Consider the following 17,787-nt stretch of genomic DNA (forward strand, 5'->3'; position numbering starts at 1 on the left):
TCATTGCAGCCGCTTCTATAGCCTTATCTTTGTCGCTTGACCATGCCCGAGAGCGCTAACTGGCTTAGGCTTTGCGCCAGCGTCGGCCATGGGTGGAAACTTCAAAGCGGGTTGGCGTGCGGGCAAATGCCGAAAGTCCGCTGAGCGCTGCAAGAGGATGCACGACGACGCGAACGGGAATCTCACGCATGAAATGCGTATGCGGGGCCTTGTCTTCAAAGGCTCTACGGAACGATCCAGCCTGTAGCGCTGACAATATGCGCTGCGGAATACCACCCGAAAGATAAACGCCGCCATGCGCTTTGAAAATAAGCGCGAGATCGCCTGCAATGCGCCCCAGATAGGTAACAAAAAGCTCAAGCGTTTCGACAGCCTGCGCGTTGCTGCCGTCAAGCCCTGCGGCGGTAATATCAGGCGGCGTGTCGAAAACCGGTGTTACTTTGTCTGCTGCACAGATTGCGAGGTAGAGATTGCGCAGACCGCGTCCGCACAGGATCTGCTCTGCTGCGACACGTCCTTCGATGGTTTCGATATGTGGAAAGACCTGATAATCGCGCTCGCTGCGCGGTCCAATATCAATGTGACCGCCTTCGCCGGGAACCGGAACCCACGCTTTAGATGTGCGCACCAGACCTGCAACGCCAAGCCCTGTGCCGGGTCCCAGCACCACGCGGGTGGCAATGACTTCTTCTTCGCTACCGCCGATTTGATGCAGATATTCTTTTTCAATCGAAACGACAGCAAGGGCCTGAGCTTCGAAATCATTGAGGACGGTTACGTCTTCAAATCCGAGATTTGCGATGAGGTTTTTGGGACGAACAACCCAGTCACAATTGGTCAGATCAATCTCGTCACCATCAACAGGACCGGCAACGGCCAGAATAGCAGAGCGCGGGCGGATGGACGTATGATGGAGAACGGTCTGTTCGATTGCATCGTCAATCGTTGCATAATCAGCCGTTTGCACGACCGGAAACTCTTTTGGTTCTGAATGAGAATCAATAAGCAGCGCAAAGCGTGCATTGGTGCCACCAATATCGCCGACAAGGACGGGGAAATTAAAACTCTGGTCAGCGTTGATCATGGTTTGCCTTGCTGCTTCGCTTATTCTTATTGTTTGCGGGATTAATCAATCCAAGACGCGCACCAGCTTTTCAGCCGTCGCGGGATTGAGCGCCATCGGAATGTCATAGACGCTGCCAAGGCGCGTCAGGGCTTTGACATCTACATCATGCGGTAGGGGTGAGAGTGGATCGATAAAGAAAAAGAGTGATTGTACCGTGCCTTCTGCAATCATCGCGCCGATCTGCTGATCGCCGCCGAGTGGACCGCTTTTCACACGATGAATATTGAGCGTCGGACAGGCTTCCTGAATAAGTCCGCCTGTCGTGCCGGTGGCAACAATATCATAATTCGACAATGCCGCTTCATGTGCTCGCGCAAAAGCCACCATCTCGTCTTTTTTCAGATCATGAGCGATCAATGCAATGCGCAGACGTTCTGTCATGAGTTTGATAACCTTGTCATGAACTCTCTAAATCGGTTTAAACCTATAGCGAAGCCATAGGTCAGTGGAAAGTGGGTTTTCTCATTTATCAGACGTGCTGCTATTTTGCTCCATATATCACATCAGCGATTGAATCCGGCGATGGACCGTTGAGCACCGCAGCACAGGCCTTTGGCAAGTCGGAGACCATGACCGGCTTTGGCTTCTTAGGCGGCTCTTTGGATGGCTTTGCTGGCTTCCACGGTTCGTCGGTAAACCACCATGCGAGCGACTTATCGCAGCCGTCGCCGCCGGTAACTTTCGGCTGTGGTGTGCAATCTGGCGATCCGGGCTGGCAATGCAGTCTTACATGGAAATGGTAGAAATGCCCCCAGTAAGGACGCACCTTACCAAGCCAGCTGCGGTCTCCTGTTACAGTGTCGCAAAGCTGCTTCTTGATGCCGGGATGCACGAAAATACGCTCAACTTCCGGGTAGCTGGCCGCATGTTTGATCAGCGCTGTGCGCGCTGGCGTCCATTTCTTTGGATCGACATCAAGTGAATCGTTTTTCAGCATCGAGACAGCTGAAACACTTTCGCGCTCGGCGTCTGTGAAGCGCTTTTTTGGCATGGGGGTCAGCCAGATGTCGGCATCAAGCCCGACCTGATGCGAGGCATGGCCGGTTAGCATTGGACCGCCGCGCGGCTGCGAAATATCGCCAACCAGCAGCCCCGGCCAGCCGTCTTTTGCAGCATCGCGGGAAAGCTTTTCTAAGAGCCCGATTGTGCGCGGATGCCCCCAGTTGCGATTGCGGGAAAGCCGCATCACCTGCCAGTTGGGACCATCAATAGGGAGCGCAACACCACCGGAAAGACAACCCTTGGCGTAAAAGCCAATCGATTGCGGCTGTTGTGCGAGAACAGGAAGCTGCTTGCCTCCAAAGGCTTGTTTGGCAGGCATATCCTGAGCCAGCGCGCGCGGAACAAGGTCCGGGGCAATCATGGTTGCAACGCAGGCTGCAAGCATAAGACGTGACCAGAATTTCGAAGTGGATTTCTTATCCATCGGGCCGTTTCCCAAAAAGCCTATGCTCGAATCATTCGAGCTAATGAGAAGAATTATGCTTTGCGTTCGCTCAAACGGCAATCAGCGCCAAGTTTTCTCATGCCACATGGCGGAAAAGGCTGCTTGATAATCCGGATAGAGGAACGTGTAGCCAAGGTCTTTTATGCGACGGTTTGAGACGCGTTTGTTCTCGCCGTAAAAGGATCGCGCCATTGGGTTCATGTCAGCTTCTACGAAGGGAACTTCCGGCGGTGGAGCAACGCCCATCAAACTTGCTGCATAGGTTACGACATCCTGCGGCGGAGCTGGTTCATTATCGGTGATGTTGAAAGCGCCGCCAGTATTTGTACCGGCAAGGAAGCGCAGACTTCCCGCAATGTCCTCGACATGGATGCGGTTGAAGACCTGATCTTCCTTGATGATGCGGCGTGCTGTGCCGCGCTCAAGATTGATGAAAGCATTGCGGCCCGGACCATAAATTCCCGACAGGCGCAAAAGAGCGACCGGCGTTCCATGGCGCTCGCTCAAAGCGGTCCATGCGTTCTCGGCTTCAACGCGCTCCAGCGAGCGGCGGGATACGGGCGCGCATTCAGCAGTCTCGTCAATCCAGTTGCCATCATGATTGCCATAGACGCCGACGGTGGAGAGATAACCAATCCAACGAATGGTGTTTCCGGGACGGCGAAGCGCCTCTTCGACGATTGCAAGCGATGGATCGCCGCTTTCGCGTGGCGAAATCGAGATAACCACATGCGTTGAATTTGCGAGGCGGTCGATGAGTTCAGGTGTCGTCGTTTCACCATCGAAAATGATCGGCGCAATGCCTGCTTTTTCCAGCTTTGGAAAATTTTGTTCATCGCGGGTAGTGCCATCAATGCGCTCTGCCTCTCCGGTCATCAGGCGTGAAAAAGCCTGTGCAGAATAACCGGCTCCAAACAGAAAAATGCGCATTTTAGTGTTCCTCCAAAGCGCATCCCGAAAAGTGTGAACGGTTTTCGGAAAAGATGCGCGTTAAACCAAATGATTATAGCGCCGATCCGATAAAATCAGATCGAAATGGGCTCTAATACCCATTCTTCACGCACCGTATCATCCTCTTCCGCTGAGGCCAGACGGTTTTTTAGAATTTTGAAATGTTCTTCCTCCGCGAGTTGCTTGAATGCCCAGACAGCCGCTCCGCGCACCACCGCGGCGGGATCTTCGAGCAGGCTTTCCACCTGCGGCACCAGCGTCTGGTCTTCCGAATTACCTGTTGCGATCAATACATTGCGCAGAAAGCGGTCGCGTCCGATCCGCTTGACGGGCGAGCCGGAAAACAACGTGCGGAAGCTCGCATCATCAAGCGCAAGAAAATCTGCAAGTTTTGGCGCCTTGAGATCATCGCGCGCTTTCAGCTTTATCTCGCTGGTCGCTTGCGCAAACTTGTTCCACGGACAGACTGAAAGGCAATCGTCGCAACCATAGATGCGGTTGCCCATGGCTTTGCGAAACTCGTGCGGGATCGGGCCCTTGTTCTCAATTGTGAGATAAGAAATGCAACGTCCCGCATCGATTCGATAAGGCGAGGGGAAAGCTTTTGTCGGGCAGGCATCGAGACATGCACGGCAGGAGCCGCAATGATCGCGATCCGGTTCATCCGGCGGAATTTCAGCCGTGGTGAAGATCGAGCCTAAGAACAGCCATGAGCCGAGTTCGCGGCTGACCAGATTGGTATGTTTGCCCTGCCAGCCAAGCCCTGCGGCCTGCGCCAGCGGCTTTTCCATCACGGGAGCCGTATCGACAAAAACCTTGACGTCTTGCCCCGCGCGCGCGGCAAAGCGGCTTGCCACATGCTTGAGCTTGCCCTTGATAATGTCGTGATAATCGCGGTTCTGTGCATAGACCGAGATTGCCGCGCGGTCTTTATGTTTGAGAATTTCGAGCGGATTGCTGTCCGGGCCGTAATTCATGGCAAGTACCATGATTGACCGGACTTCCGGCCATAAAACGCTCGGATTGCCGCGGCGTTCTTCGGTTTCTTCCATCCAGAGCATATCGGCATGATGGCCGTCAGCAATGTATTGTCGCAGCCGCTGGGGCGCTTGCGGGATGGAATCAGGACCAGTGAAAGCCACGACATCGAAGCCGACAGCTTTCGCTTCTTCGATCAGAAAGCGCTTGAGTTTGAGCGCTTTTTCCGCAGCTTTATTATTGTCAGAAATCGAGGTCGCCATAATGAGCCACTGGAGCCAGTCCGCGCACACGATCAGCCAGGAGCGGACGGAAAGCAGGACGTGATTTCATGCGAGCATACCAGTCACGCGCAGCTTTTGTCTCGCCCCATTCGATTTCGCCGAGATAGTCGAGAACGGAAATAGATGCCGCCGCTGCCATATCCGCATAACTCGGATGACCACCGGCAAGCCAGTCGCGCGTTGCCGCAAGCCAGTCAATATAGCGCATATGCTGGCGAATATTGGTGCGTGCGGCACGAATGGCGGTTGAATCGGGCGCACTGCCACCCATTTCGTCGGCCATTTGAAGCTTGAAAACGCGTTCACGGGCGATATGACGCGTCACTTCATTTTCGAGCTTGAGCAAAAACCAGTCGACCAGACGGCGCACTTCGGCGCGCTCCATCGGGCTTTCTGGCAGAAGACGACGACTGCGCTTCAAGGCACCGCGCGTTTCATCGAGATATTCTGCAATGACGGTTGCGCCAACAACCGGCAGGTCACGTTCGGCCAACAGCACAGGGAGAGTGGCAGCCGGGTTGAGCGCAAGAAATTCCTTGCGGCGCGACCATGGACGTTCCTCGATCATTTCCGCTTCAACATCGTACTCGCCGAGAATAAGCCGCACATAGCGCGAGCCTGAAGACATAGGATGATGAAAAAGCGTAAGCATAATCGACGCGGTACTCTCGACTAAAAAAGCTCTGATTTAATTCCGGTAAGGAACTGTGGCTGGCATTTGCACCGGCAGCAGGTTATTTCTGCTATCGGGCGATTCAAGCCACCTCAACGGAATGTTTAGGTTGTAGGTGCTAAGCTTGGATGAGACAAGCAATCGCTGGAGGCACTAATTGTAGCACTTTCATGCTTAACAGCTCGTCAAGATGCGCCATTTTTATCCTGCCACCTTCTAAGGTACTGACTTCATGGAAATTTATAATCTTCTGGAAGCCGCTTTTCTCGGTCTGGTCGAAGGTTTGACGGAATTCATCCCCGTTTCGTCGACAGGCCATTTGCTGCTGATCGGCCATTTTCTAGGCTTTGAATCCAACGGCAAGACCTTTGAGGTGCTTATTCAGCTGGGTGCAATCCTCGCGATCTTGACGGTTTACTCGTCAAAACTCATTAAAATTCTGACCGATTTTCCGCGTGATGCCCGGACGCGGCGATTTGTTTTCGGTATTCTGTTGGCATTTCTCCCCGCCGCCGTGATTGGCGCAATGGCGCATGGCTTTATCAAAAGCGTGTTGTTTGAAACCCCGATGCTGGTTTGCGTTATGCTGATCCTTGGTGGCTTCATTCTGCTCTGGGTCGATCAGCTCGATCTTAAGCCGCGCTATAATAATGTGATGGATTATCCATTGCCGATTTGCCTGGCGATTGGCTTTGTGCAGTGTCTTGCAATGATCCCCGGCGTATCGCGTTCAGGCTCGACGATTGTTGGCGCACTTTTGCTCGGAGCTGACAAGCGCTCTGCGGCAGAGTTTTCGTTCTTCCTCGCCATGCCAACTATGGCCGGTGCTTTCACCTATGATCTTTATAAAAGCCATAGCTCGCTGTCGATGAATGACACAGCGCTGATCGTTGTCGGCTTTATCATGGCGTTCATCTCGGGCGTGTTTGTTGTGAAGCATTTGCTTGATTATGTTTCGCGCCATGGTTTCAAGCTGTTTGCATGGTGGCGACTGATCGTTGGCTCACTTGGAATGGCCGCCCTTCTGATTTGGGGGTGAGACGCGGTCCGCATAGCGGACAAAAGGCCAACGATTTGGCTTTTTGAGCGACGAACGCCCGGAGCCATAGCGAAGGGCAGGGCTATTTCGCACAAAAGAAAAGGGGCCTTTCGGCCCCTTTATTCATTTATATTTTCGTCTCAAGCAAATCCGGTCTTGGTGTACTGACCTGCAACGCGGTAGCGCCAGAGATAGGCTGGAAGAACGGCATCAACGGCTTCCGGCTTGATGCCTATGCCCTGCAATGTACGGCCTTCTTTGACGGCCTGATCCGACACAACATTGTCGGACTTGAGCAAAGTTACCTGATCATTGGTGAGCAGTGGATTTGGCAGCAGACCGAGAACCGACGCCTGAATGCGTGCAACCCAGAAAGGAATGGACAAGATAATGCGCTTGCGTGCGATGACGCTCAGCGTATCTTTCATCCAATGCTTGAATGGCTGTACGTCTGGTCCGCCCAGTTCATAAACTGTGCCTGCTGTCAGATTGCCATCGACTGCGCGTGCAACGGCTTCGGCAACATCGCCGACATAAACCGGCTGGAGCTTGGTTTCGCCGCCACCTATAACCGGCAAGAACGGCGAAAAGCGAGCCATATTAGCAAAGCGGTTGAAGAATTGGTCTTCGTGACCAAAAATGATCGACGGACGCAGAATGACCGTATCGGGCAGGACCGAAAGTACGGCCTTTTCGCCTTCCGCTTTCGTGCGGGCGTAGTCGGATGCGGAGTTGGCATCGGCTGCGAGCGACGAAAGATGCGTGAGCTTAAGGCCTGCTGCCTTGGTGGCTTCGGCAACGTTCTTTGCACCCAGCACCTGAACAGAATTGAAACGTTGCTTGCCGCCTTCTGCAAGAATGCCAACCAGGTTGATGACGTGATCGGCACCCATGATCGCGCGCTCGACCGATCCGCGATGACGAACATTGGCCTGAACCATCTGGATCTGGCCGACATTGCCGATCGGTGCCATGTAATAAGCGATTTCTGGCTTGCGCACGGCAACGCGCACCCGATAGCCGCGCTTGGTGAGGCTTGCTACGACCGCGCGTCCAACAAAGCCAGAGCCGCCAAAAACGGTGACCAGTTTCGGCTTGTTGTGAACTTCGTTTGGTTCGGTCTTCATCCTGAACTCCTGCATGAAAGCCTGATTATGACGTTGCGCATGATGATTGCGGCATGTTTTCTGGCGCTGATTTATCGCCTTTTGGCAACAACGCAAAGGGGACTTGTTGTCACGACTGCGACAAAGGCCGCTTTTCCCGTATTAAACACGCAATACCGCTTTGAGATTTCGCGGCTTACTGGTAAATCGCGCGCATGAGCACACCACTTGACCATATTCGCAATTTTTCGATCGTCGCCCATATCGACCACGGCAAATCGACGCTGGCCGACCGCCTCATTCAATTGACGGGCGGGCTGGACACGCGTGAGATGAAGGACCAGGTCCTCGACTCGATGGATATCGAGCGCGAGCGCGGTATCACCATCAAAGCCCAGACCGTTCGTCTTAACTATAAGGCGAAGAACGGCGAGGACTATGTGCTGAACCTTATCGACACCCCCGGACACGTTGACTTCGCCTATGAAGTCTCGCGTTCGCTGGCTGCATGCGAAGGGTCGCTCTTGGTGGTGGATGCTTCACAGGGCGTTGAAGCGCAGACACTGGCCAATGTCTATCAGGCCATCGACAACAATCACGATATTGTTGTGGTGCTGAACAAGGTTGATCTTCCGGCAGCCGAGCCTGAGCGCGTTCAGAACCAGATCGAAGAAGTGATCGGCATTGACGCGAGCAAGGCCGTGATGATCTCGGCCAAAACCGGCCTTGGTATCCCTGATGTGCTGGAAGCGATTGTTGAGCAGCTGCCGCCTCCAAAAGAGGGCGACCGCACTGCGCCGCTGAAAGCCATGCTGGTCGACAGCTGGTATGATAGTTATTTGGGCGTTATTGTTCTGGTCCGCGTGATTGATGGCGTGCTGAAAAAAGGCCAGACCATCCGCATGATGGGTACAGGCGCGAAATATCCAGTTGAACGCACTGGCGTGTTTACGCCGAAGATGGTTCAGATGGATGAACTCGGACCGGGTGAACTCGGCTTTATTACAGCGTCTATTAAAGAAGTCGCTGATACGCGCGTTGGTGATACCATCACCGAAGATCGTCGCCCGACGGAAAAGCCTTTGACGGGCTTTAAGCCTGCGCAGCCAGTTGTGTTCTGCGGACTGTTTCCGGTTGATGCGGCGGACTTTGAAGATCTGCGCGCAGCCATGGGCAAGCTGCGCCTCAATGATGCGTCGTTCTCCTTTGAAATGGAGACGTCGGCTGCACTTGGTTTCGGTTTCCGCTGCGGCTTCTTGGGGCTTCTGCATCTTGAAATCATTCAGGAACGTCTTGAGCGCGAGTTTGATCTCGATCTCATCACGACAGCGCCTTCGGTTGTCTATCGCCTGAACATGCAGGACGGCTCGCAGAAAGAGCTGCACAACCCGGCTGATATGCCGGATGTTGTGAAGATCGAAGCGATTGAAGAGCCGTGGATTCGCGCCACCATCATGACGCCAGATGATTATCTCGGCGCGATCATGAAGCTCTGTCAGGAGCGTCGCGGCCTCCAGATTGATCTGACCTATGTTGGCCCGCGTGCGATGATCACCTATGATCTGCCGCTCAACGAAGTCGTTTTCGATTTCTATGATCGTCTGAAGTCGATCTCGAAGGGCTATGCATCGTTCGACTATAACCTCTCGGACTACCGTGAGGGCGATCTGGTCAAGATGTCAATCCTCGTGAACGAAGAGCCAGTTGACGCGCTTTCGATGCTGGTTCACCGTTCTGCTGCTGAAAAGCGTGGCCGTGTGCTTTGCGAAAAGCTCAAAGAGCTGATCCCGCAGCATATGTTCAAGATCCCGATTCAGGCGGCAATCGGCGGCCGTATCGTGGCGCGCGAAACCATTTCGGCGCTGCGTAAGGACGTGACGGCCAAGTGCTATGGCGGCGATATTTCGCGTAAACGCAAACTTCTGGACAAGCAGAAGGAAGGTAAAAAGCGCATGCGCCAGTTCGGCAAGGTCGAAATTCCACAAGAGGCCTTCATTCAGGCGCTCAAGATGGGTGATGATTAAGAAATATAAAGAGGTGCCTTGAGCACCTCTTTTTTGTTTAGGTTTTGAAACTGCAGAAAACGGAAATGATGTTTGATGAGTAACGCGCCCCGCATCTCCATCACATACTGCACGCAATGCAACTGGATGCTGCGGGCGGCGTGGCTCGCACAGGAGCTATTGCAGACATTCGGGCAGGACGTTGCAGAAGTGGCGCTGCGGCCCTCAACGGGTGGCGTGTTTGAAATCCGCATTCACATGCCCGATGGCAACGAAGAGTTTATCTGGGAGCGTAAGCGTGACGGCGGTTTCCCTGAAGCCAAAGTGTTGAAGCAGCGCGTGCGTGATCTTGTATGGCCTGAGCGTGATCTTGGTCATGCCGATAAACAAGCAAAGCCTGAATAAGACAAAGCCCGCAAATTGCGGGTTTTTGTTGATCTGGGTTCCCGTCGAAATGTCTCATAGCTGATTATGCAACACCTGTTTGTTGCGCACATCCACCGGCACAAGCGCGTGTGCGCTTTGTGCACAGACACCCAATAAATTGCTGCCAACGATAGTTGCGCTTGTCAGAAGCCATAAGAGTGTCTATTTCAAAATTGTAACGATATTACATTACCTTTACAACTAGGAGAGAATCGATATGTTAAAATTGCTTGCTTCGCTTGGCCTTTGCGCAGCTATGGTTGTTTCAGGTCCGGCCCTGGCAGAGACAAAGGAAAAATCGGTGTCCAGTCACAATCATTCGCATTCCCATGACCACGCCCACAAAGATGATAAGAATGTGTCCAATGGCTATTTTGAGGATAACCAGGTCAAAGATCGCAAGCTATCCGATTGGGAAGGTGATTGGCAGTCCGTCTATCCCTATTTGAAGGATGGTACGCTGGATGCCGTCTTTGCGCACAAGGCAGAGCATGGCGATAAGAGCGCTAAAGAGTACAGCGATTATTACGAAATCGGCTATCGAACAGATGTCGACCGTCTTGTCATCAAGGGTGACGAGGTCTCTTTCTATAAAGGCGATAAGGCTTCATCTGGCAAATATGCAAGCGATGGCTATGAGATTCTGACATATGCCAAGGGCAATCGCGGAGTTCGCTTTATCTTCAAAAAGGTTGAGGGCGATGGCTCTGCACCCGAATATATGCAGTTCAGCGATCATATCATCGCGCCTGAAAAGGCAGATCACTATCATCTTTATTGGGGCAATGATCGTGCGGCTCTGCTTAAAGAGGTCACGAACTGGCCGACCTACTATCCTTCATCAATGAATGGCAAAGATGTTGCTCATGAAATGATGCATCATTGATAATTTGATCTGCAAACAGCGGAATCTTTTCAAAGGGCCAAGGTGCGACAGCTGCCTTGGTCTTTCCTCTTATAGATATCATTACGCGTTCTGCATCCCTGTCGCAGGGTACGACATGAGTTTAACCGCAGAACGAGGTCTGCGAAAACAAGATCTAACGTATTGAAAAAAATGGCGCACCCGAAAGGATTCGAACCTCTGACCCCCAGATTCGTAGTCTGGTGCTCTATCCAGCTGAGCTACGGGTGCGTGCCTGTTTGCCGCGTTTGCTGCGGCGATGGGCGGTTGATAATCGGACAGATTGCTAAATGCAAGCACCTTCTTGGAAAAAAATGCGCTTATGTGAAGTTTTCTCGTCAATGCCCGGTTTTGTGGGCTTTTTTAGCCGTTCGTAAAATGGGGAAAACCTCCGTGAAGCGAAAATCATCTCACGTGTGGCCGTAGGAATCATTCGTCCAACAGGAATCACAGCGTGAAATGCTCTAACTATGCTGACTATTTTGCTTTTCGTTCCAATTCGGCAGGTCTGGCAGGCGAATCTCAAAATGTGCGCCGATGGGCCGATCTTCGCGCAGTTCAATCGTGCCGCCATGCGCTCGGGTAAGTTCCTGCGCAATCGCAAGGCCAAGACCTGTTCCGTCGCTGCGTGTGGAGCCTTTAAAGGCCGTGAAGAGGTGATCACGGGCTTTTTGTGGCAGGCCTGGACCTGTGTCTTCAACGCCGATGATCGCGGTGGTGCCGATGCGGCCTGCGGAAATGGTCAGACGTTTGACGGTTGCGACATCGCCGGTGTGATCGCGTTCCATCGCCTGTACTGAATTGCGGCAAAGATTACACAAAACCCGGAAGAGCTGTTCAGAATCGGCATTGAGTTCAAAATCATCTGCAACCAGATTCTCAAACTCGATCCCGCTGTCTTTGTTCAGATTGAGCGTTTCCTGAACATCGAGAATGATCGAGTGAAGCTGCACGCGACGTGGCGCAGGCGGCAGCTCCTGCGAACGACCATAAGCCATTACGCTTTCCGAATAGCTGATTGCCCGGCTGAGCGTGTGAATGAGCTTTGGCGCAAAACGCTTCACCATTGGGTCATCAATATCCGCCAGCCTGTCCGACATGAGTTGCGCCGAAGCCAGAATATTGCGCATGTCATGATTGATTTTAGAAACCGCAAGTCCAAGATCGGCAAGATGCTTCTGTTCTTTAAGCGTGCGTTGCAAATCGCTCTGAATATGTGCAATCTGCCGCTGGGCGACGCCAAATTCATCTTTGCGGTTTTCCGGCACCAGAATGAGTGTTGGATTGTCAGGTGCTGAGGCAAAATCAATCATATTGCGATGCATGAGCCGCACCGGGCGCAACAGCATTTCATGAATGATAAGATAGATAAGGCTCGCGGCAATCACTGATATGAGCAAAGAGATGATAGCCACATTGATCGCGTAGCTCAGCATTGCGTGACGCAATGGTGCGTCCGAGGTAACGATTTCGATGATGCGTCCAGGTGTATCTGATTGTGGGTTTGAATCATAAATACGCAATGTGCGATTGCCGCCATTGAATAACGTTCCGAAGGCATCCCAGATTGCGGCGGCTTCGCTGACATTGGCAAGATCAACAACCTGATCAATCCTATCCGGCATTTCGCTCATCGCCAGAAGATGCGATGCGCCTGCCTCACGAAAGGCAATAGCTTTTGTACCCGTCGCAAGCAGAACCTTATCCTGCACATCGCGCGGAATATCGATATTGCCGCTTGCGATGAGAACTTCGCTAACCGCCTCGACGGTATCAAGCCGCGAACTCATCCAGCGTACGCGCATATTGGCAATGGATGGAACGAAGATCAGAACTTCGGCAATTAGCACCGCAAGAGCGGTGAGAATAAGAAGTTTGCTCGAAAGCCTGTTGCGCCAGCGAAGGCGGGTAAATTGGGCAGGCGATGTATTGTCCTGTGGTGCAGTCTTGGCTGTTATGGGGGCGGCATTTGCGGCTGCATCAGTAACAGCCTTCCCGTTATCCATGGATTTTTCAACAGCCGTCATACGTTAAATCCAGATTGACAGGCTGTGAGGCATAATGCGCTCGTGCCCAATTTAGTATGCTCGTCATAATGCAATACGTATAAATCCTGCCTTTTATATATGGATGCGCAAGATAATTCCAACGGGCATTATCTATTTTGCGTGAAGCCTGATGGCAACGTTGTCTTTGATACGCATGTGCGTCCGAGACGACGCACGGTGCTTTAGCGCATGTCTCACAAAAGTGGGAACCGGTTTTAGGATAAAGACATGTGTTAAAATAAATGGATAGAGCGAGCGCGGTGGATATGATTAAGCGCGACACGCTCTAGCATTACCGAAATTTAACTCGACGCACTGAATCGCTGCGTGCAAAGTCGCAAATGGGAAAATCTGTGATGACGCAAGCGATGCACTTTTATGTGCAACCGGTTGGGTCGATCATCATTTTGATACTGTTTGCTGACATATTTTGCAGCCAACATGAATGTGCATATTTTATCAGAGGTTTGTCGCCGTGCTCGACAGAGCCTTTCCGGAGAGTTGAATGAAATCCTGGAAGCAGATTGTTCTGTGCCTGCTTATTATTGGTGCTGCCGGTGGTGGCTGGTATTTATACAAAAACAAAGGCTCTGCCACTCAGGAAACGTCCGGGCAGCAGACGCGTGGGCAGTCTTCGGGGCAGGCTGCACCTTTGGTCATCGTTGAAGCGGCAGGACAGGAAACCATCAACAATCGCCTGACCGCTATTGGCTCTGCGCGTGCGCTGAGCACTGTTTCAGTCACGCCTTTTTCCAGCGGCACGATGAACAAGCTTCTTGTGAAGGCCGGAGACACCGTAGAGGCTGGCGATGCAATTGCAGAACTTGACAATGAGACAGAAACGATCGCGGTCAACAAGGCGCAGATTGCGCTCAAAGATGCGCAAACGACCCGTGATCGCATAGCGCGGCTTCGGGCGACCAACACCGCAACGGTTGTGCAGGAAATTGAAGCTGATCTGGCGCTGGCAAATACCAATCTTGCTCTGCAGGATGCGCAGCTTGCTTTAAGCCGTCGCACCGTTCGTGCACCTATTTCGGGTGTTGTCGGCATTCTTCCGGTCAATGCCGGCAATTACATCACGGCGGATACGTCTATTGCGCGTATTGATGATCGTTCCAAGGTTTTGATCGACATATGGGTGCCGGAACGTTTTGCACCGCAGATCAAGGTTGGCCTGCCGGTCAGCGCGCAATCGACGGCTTTGCCCGGCGTCAACTATAGTGGCGTCATTAATGCCGTGGATAACACGCTTGATGAAGCAAGCCGCACTTTGCATGTACGCGCTGAAATCGACAATGATCAGGACCGTTTGCGGGCCGGCATGTCGTTCTCGGTGACAGTTCTGTTTCCAGGCGATAGCTATCCATCGGTCGATCCGCTGGCAATCCAGTGGGGTGCCGATGGCTCTTATGTCTGGCGCGTGGATGACGGCAAGGCCGAGAAAGTGCCTGCGCGCATCGTGCAGCGCAATTCCACCAACATCCTTATCGACGGCCCGGTCAAACAGGGCGATATGATCGTGACACAAGGTGTGCAGAGTGTGCGCGACGATGCGCCCGTTCGGGTGCAGAGCGAACAGGGGACGGCACTGGCCGATCCCGCTAAAACCCGAACTGCAGGGTGAGGATAAAGCGTGAGCAATCCTAAATCGTCTTCGGGAAACACTGGCGGCTCGACAGCACTGTTCATTCGCCGCCCTGTCTTTGCCTTCGTCATCAATGTCCTGATTATCGTTGCGGGCCTGGCTGCCTTTTCGGGCGTCGACATTCGCGAATTGCCGGATGTGGATCGCCCGGTCGTTACGATCAGTACCGATTTCAGTGGCGCTTCGGCTGAAACCATCGATCGGCAATTGACGCAGGTTTTGGAAAACGCTGTGGCGCGTGTTTCGGGCGTGAAGTCGATTTCGTCGAGTTCATCCTTTGAACGCAGCCGCGTCACGGTCGAGTTCAACGATGGCGTTGATCTGAATGTCGCTGCAGCCGATATGCGCGATGCGATTTCGCGTGTGGCGAATAATCTGCCCGATGATGCCGATCCCTCGCGCATTATCAAGGCGGATTCCAACGCCGATGCGGTGATGCGCCTTGCGGTTACATCGGACACCATGTCCGTCGATGATATGACGGTTCTGGTTGAGGATGACATACAAGATGTGCTTTCCGCCGTACCCGGCGTGGCCGATGTGCAGATCAATGGCGACCGCGACAAGATTTTCCGTATCGACATTAATCAGGCGCGTCTGGCAAGCTATGGCCTAACGATTGCAGATATATCCAGCGCACTTTCATCAATGGGGCTTGACGCACCAGCGGGGTCTCTGCGCAGTTCCGATCAGTCGATTGTGGTGCGCGCTGCCGCCAATCTCGAAAAGCCTGAAGATTTCGAAAATGTCTACATCAAAGGACGCACGCAAATCCGCGATGTGGCAAGCGTGACCCTTGGGCCGGATATTGAAAGCTCATCCGTGCGCTCCAACGGCAAGACGGCAATCGGCCTTGGCATCGTGCGTCAAGCTCAGTCCAATACCTTGGATATTTCGCAAGGCGTCCGCGCAGCCGTTGATAATTTGCAAAAGACATTGCCACAGGGTGTTACGATCACGGTTACCAGTGATGATGCAAACTTCATCAATGGCGCTATTCATGAGGTTGAAATTGCGCTGATTGCCTCGGTGCTGATTGTTGTTGCTATCATCTTTCTGTTTTTATGGGATATACGCGCGACGCTTATTCCCGCTCTGGCGATTCCTGTGGCGCTGATTGGTACGGTCGCAGCTATTTATCTAACTGGCTTTTCCATCAATATCCTCACCCTTCTGGCGCTGGTGCTCGCAACGGGCCTTGTCGTGGACGATGCGATTGTTGTGCTTGAAAACATTGTGCGCCGACGCAATCAGGGCATGGGGCCGCGTGCGGCAGCAGTTCTTGGCACGCAGGAAGTGTTCTTCGCGGTTGTGGCGACCACACTCACGCTTGTTGCAGTTTTTGTGCCGATCTCCTTTTTGCCGGGGCAGGCGGGTGGCCTGTTCCGCGAATTTGGCTTTGTTCTTGCCATCGCGATTTTGCTGTCGTCCATTGTGGCACTCACACTCTGTCCGATGCTGGCATCACGGTTTCTGAAAGAAGGCAACGACGAAGCGGAAGGTGGTGGCCATGGCCCGCTCTTCATGCGTCGTATTGGTAGTGGGCTTGGAAATTTCTATCGCAAAAGCTTGCATGCCTGTCTTTCGGCGCCTTTCATTGTGGTGCTGGCAGCGGTGCTTTTTGCAGGTGCATCCTATGTTGGTTTCGGACAGCTCCGACAGGAACTGACGCCGACCGAAGATCGTGCATCGGCATTTTTGCGCGTTAATGGTCCACAGGGTATCAGTGTCGAGTTTCTTCAGTCGCAACTCAATCAGATCGAACAAGCCGTGCAGCCTTTGCGCGATAGCGGTGAAATTCTCACTACCTATTCGATTGCCGGTTCGGGCGGTTCTTCCAATAATGGCTTCATGGTGCTTACACTGGCCCCATGGAAGGAACGCAGTCGTTCGCAGCAGGAAATTCTGGCCGATGTTGAAGCACGCACGCGAGGCATAACAGGGGTGCGTATTTTCGCAGCTCAGCCCAACAGCCTTGGCATCCGCGGTGCCGGTAACGGCCTGCAATTTGCTATCGTCGGCAATGATTACGCCAAGCTCAGTCCTGCTGCCGATGCGGTCGTTGCGGCGCTTGAAAAAGATCCCCGTTTCCTGCAACCGCGCCTGTCGGTCGAACCGACACAGCCGCAGCTTTCTGTTGAGATCAATCGTGAACGCGCATCCGATCTTGGCATTGATATAACGGGTCTGGCCAACGCGGTTCAATCAGTTCTCGATGGCCGCAAGATTGGCTCGGTCTATGTGGGCGACAGAAGTTTCGATGTGAAACTTGTATCCACCACCAACCCGATCAACGACCCGACCGACCTTGAGAATGTCTTCCTCAAGACAAGCGATGGGCGTTATGTTCCCATGTCTTCGATCGCGACGGTTGTGGAAGAGGCGGTGCCGCCGCAGCTTAATCGCGAAGAGCGCCAGCGGTCGGTTGCTATAACAAGCAATCTGCGCAGCGATTTCGCTTTGGGTGATGCCTATGCCGCAGCACTCGAGATCGCAGCACCCCTGCTGCCGCCCGGCAGTCACATCATTCCGCTGGCGGAAGCTTCGACCATGAGCGAAACCTCGACAGGCATCGTGCTGGTGTTTGGCTTTGCCATCATCATCATTCTGCTGGTTTTGGCCGCACAGTTTGAAAGCTTTGTCAGCGCACTGATCGTTATGGCGACCGTTCCGTTGGGCCTTGGCTGCGCGGTGTTCGCGATGATTCTGACTGGGACTACGCTCAATGTCTATAGCCAGATCGGGCTTGTGCTATTGGTCGGCATCATGGCCAAGAACGGTATTCTGATTGTCGAGTTTGCCGATCAGCTGCGCGACAAGGGCATGAATGTTCGTGAAGCTATCGAAGAAGCCGCCAATATTCGCCTGCGTCCGGTCTGCATGACCATGATATGCTCGGTGCTGGGTGGCGTACCGCTGGTGCTGGCAAGTGGGGCGGGTGCTGAAGCGCGTGTGGCACTTGGCTGGGTGATTGTTGGTGGCTTGGGCCTCGCAACCATTGCTACGCTGTTTGTAACGCCGGTTGCCTATCTTCTTCTCGGACGCTTTACCAAGCCAAAGGTCGAGGAAGAAGCGCGGCTTGAGCGTGAACTCGTCAGAGCTATGGCCTTGGAAGAAAAGCTGAAATAAATAAAACCCGGAAGCTACGGCTTCC

Annotated in this window: 15 protein-coding genes and 1 tRNA gene; 7 read left to right on the forward strand and 9 right to left on the reverse strand. The window is 53.1% G+C overall.

Annotated features, from left to right (window positions below; genetic code table 11):
* Nucleotides 1-64: 64 nt before the first annotated feature.
* The 6 genes from CEV31_RS07005 to CEV31_RS07030 form a co-directional block, all read right to left on the reverse strand.
* Entirely contained in the window at nt 65-1,084 is a 1,020-nt protein-coding gene (locus CEV31_RS07005; RefSeq protein ID WP_094506297.1) for a glucokinase, read from the reverse strand.
* 45 nt (nt 1,085-1,129) lie between these two features.
* A complete protein-coding gene (locus tag CEV31_RS07010; protein WP_094506298.1) occupies nt 1,130-1,507 on the reverse strand; it encodes a methylglyoxal synthase in 378 nt (125 codons plus the stop codon).
* A 100-nt stretch (nt 1,508-1,607) separates the two neighbouring features.
* A complete protein-coding gene (gene mepA / locus CEV31_RS07015) occupies nt 1,608-2,552 on the reverse strand; it encodes a penicillin-insensitive murein endopeptidase (protein ID WP_094506299.1) in 945 nt (314 codons plus the stop codon).
* Between the two features lie 81 nt (nt 2,553-2,633).
* The gene (locus CEV31_RS07020) at nt 2,634-3,503 is read right to left on the reverse strand and encodes an SDR family oxidoreductase (RefSeq protein ID WP_094506300.1); all 870 of its coding nucleotides are present in this window, start codon (nt 3,501-3,503) and stop codon (nt 2,634-2,636) included.
* 95 nt (nt 3,504-3,598) lie between these two features.
* Complete coding sequence (gene queG / locus CEV31_RS07025) at nt 3,599-4,765, reverse strand: tRNA epoxyqueuosine(34) reductase QueG (protein WP_094506301.1); 1,167 nt, start codon at nt 4,763-4,765, stop codon at nt 3,599-3,601.
* On the reverse strand, nt 4,746-5,438 hold the full coding sequence (locus tag CEV31_RS07030) for a glutathione S-transferase family protein (protein WP_094506302.1): 693 nt from the start codon (nt 5,436-5,438) through the stop codon (nt 4,746-4,748). Before CEV31_RS07030 ends, queG begins: the two co-directional genes overlap by 20 nt.
* Nucleotides 5,439-5,691: 253 nt before the next feature.
* On the opposite strand from CEV31_RS07030, the gene CEV31_RS07035 reads away from it, so the two are divergent.
* The gene (locus tag CEV31_RS07035) at nt 5,692-6,498 is read left to right on the forward strand and encodes an undecaprenyl-diphosphate phosphatase (protein ID WP_094506303.1); all 807 of its coding nucleotides are present in this window, start codon (nt 5,692-5,694) and stop codon (nt 6,496-6,498) included.
* A 140-nt stretch (nt 6,499-6,638) separates the two neighbouring features.
* Here CEV31_RS07035 and CEV31_RS07040 read toward each other — a convergent pair whose 3' ends face one another.
* Nucleotides 6,639-7,625 (reverse strand): complex I NDUFA9 subunit family protein, encoded by a 987-nt coding sequence (locus CEV31_RS07040; protein ID WP_094506304.1) that lies wholly within the window; start codon nt 7,623-7,625, stop codon nt 6,639-6,641.
* A gap of 27 nt (nt 7,626-7,652) precedes the next feature.
* Here CEV31_RS07040 and CEV31_RS21055 point away from each other — a divergent pair, with 27 nt between their 5' ends.
* The 4 genes from CEV31_RS21055 (at nt 7,653) to CEV31_RS07055 (ending at nt 10,919) form a co-directional block, all read left to right on the forward strand.
* Nucleotides 7,653-7,823, forward strand: coding sequence for a hypothetical protein (locus CEV31_RS21055; RefSeq protein WP_169717309.1), 171 nt, complete (start codon nt 7,653-7,655; stop codon nt 7,821-7,823).
* The gene (gene lepA / locus CEV31_RS07045; protein ID WP_094506305.1) at nt 7,820-9,628 is read left to right on the forward strand and encodes a translation elongation factor 4; all 1,809 of its coding nucleotides are present in this window, start codon (nt 7,820-7,822) and stop codon (nt 9,626-9,628) included. Before CEV31_RS21055 ends, lepA begins: the two co-directional genes overlap by 4 nt.
* A gap of 75 nt (nt 9,629-9,703) precedes the next feature.
* Nucleotides 9,704-10,012: a SelT/SelW/SelH family protein gene (locus CEV31_RS07050; RefSeq protein ID WP_094506306.1), complete on the forward strand. Its 309-nt coding sequence runs from the start codon at nt 9,704-9,706 to the stop codon at nt 10,010-10,012.
* Nucleotides 10,013-10,250: 238 nt separating this feature from the next.
* Nucleotides 10,251-10,919 carry a metal-binding protein ZinT gene (locus tag CEV31_RS07055; protein ID WP_094506307.1) on the forward strand — a complete coding sequence of 223 codons (669 nt, stop codon included), beginning with the start codon at nt 10,251-10,253 and terminating at the stop codon, nt 10,917-10,919.
* Between the two features lie 172 nt (nt 10,920-11,091).
* Here CEV31_RS07055 and CEV31_RS07060 read toward each other — a convergent pair.
* Nucleotides 11,092-11,168: transfer RNA gene (locus tag CEV31_RS07060), tRNA-Arg, on the reverse strand.
* A gap of 233 nt (nt 11,169-11,401) precedes the next feature.
* Nucleotides 11,402-12,964, reverse strand: coding sequence for a sensor histidine kinase (locus CEV31_RS07065; protein ID WP_094506308.1), 1,563 nt, complete (start codon nt 12,962-12,964; stop codon nt 11,402-11,404).
* Nucleotides 12,965-13,490: 526 nt separating this feature from the next.
* Here CEV31_RS07065 and CEV31_RS07070 point away from each other — a divergent pair.
* Together CEV31_RS07070 and CEV31_RS07075 are read left to right on the forward strand one after the other, a co-directional pair.
* Entirely contained in the window at nt 13,491-14,612 is a 1,122-nt protein-coding gene (locus CEV31_RS07070; protein WP_094506309.1) for an efflux RND transporter periplasmic adaptor subunit, read from the forward strand.
* A gap of 9 nt (nt 14,613-14,621) precedes the next feature.
* Nucleotides 14,622-17,762 (forward strand): efflux RND transporter permease subunit, encoded by a 3,141-nt coding sequence (locus CEV31_RS07075; protein WP_094506310.1) that lies wholly within the window; start codon nt 14,622-14,624, stop codon nt 17,760-17,762.
* Nucleotides 17,763-17,787 lie beyond the last annotated feature (25 nt).

The sequence above is a fragment of the Brucella thiophenivorans genome (assembly GCF_002252445.1).
GTDB lineage: Bacteria > Pseudomonadota > Alphaproteobacteria > Rhizobiales > Rhizobiaceae > Brucella > Brucella thiophenivorans.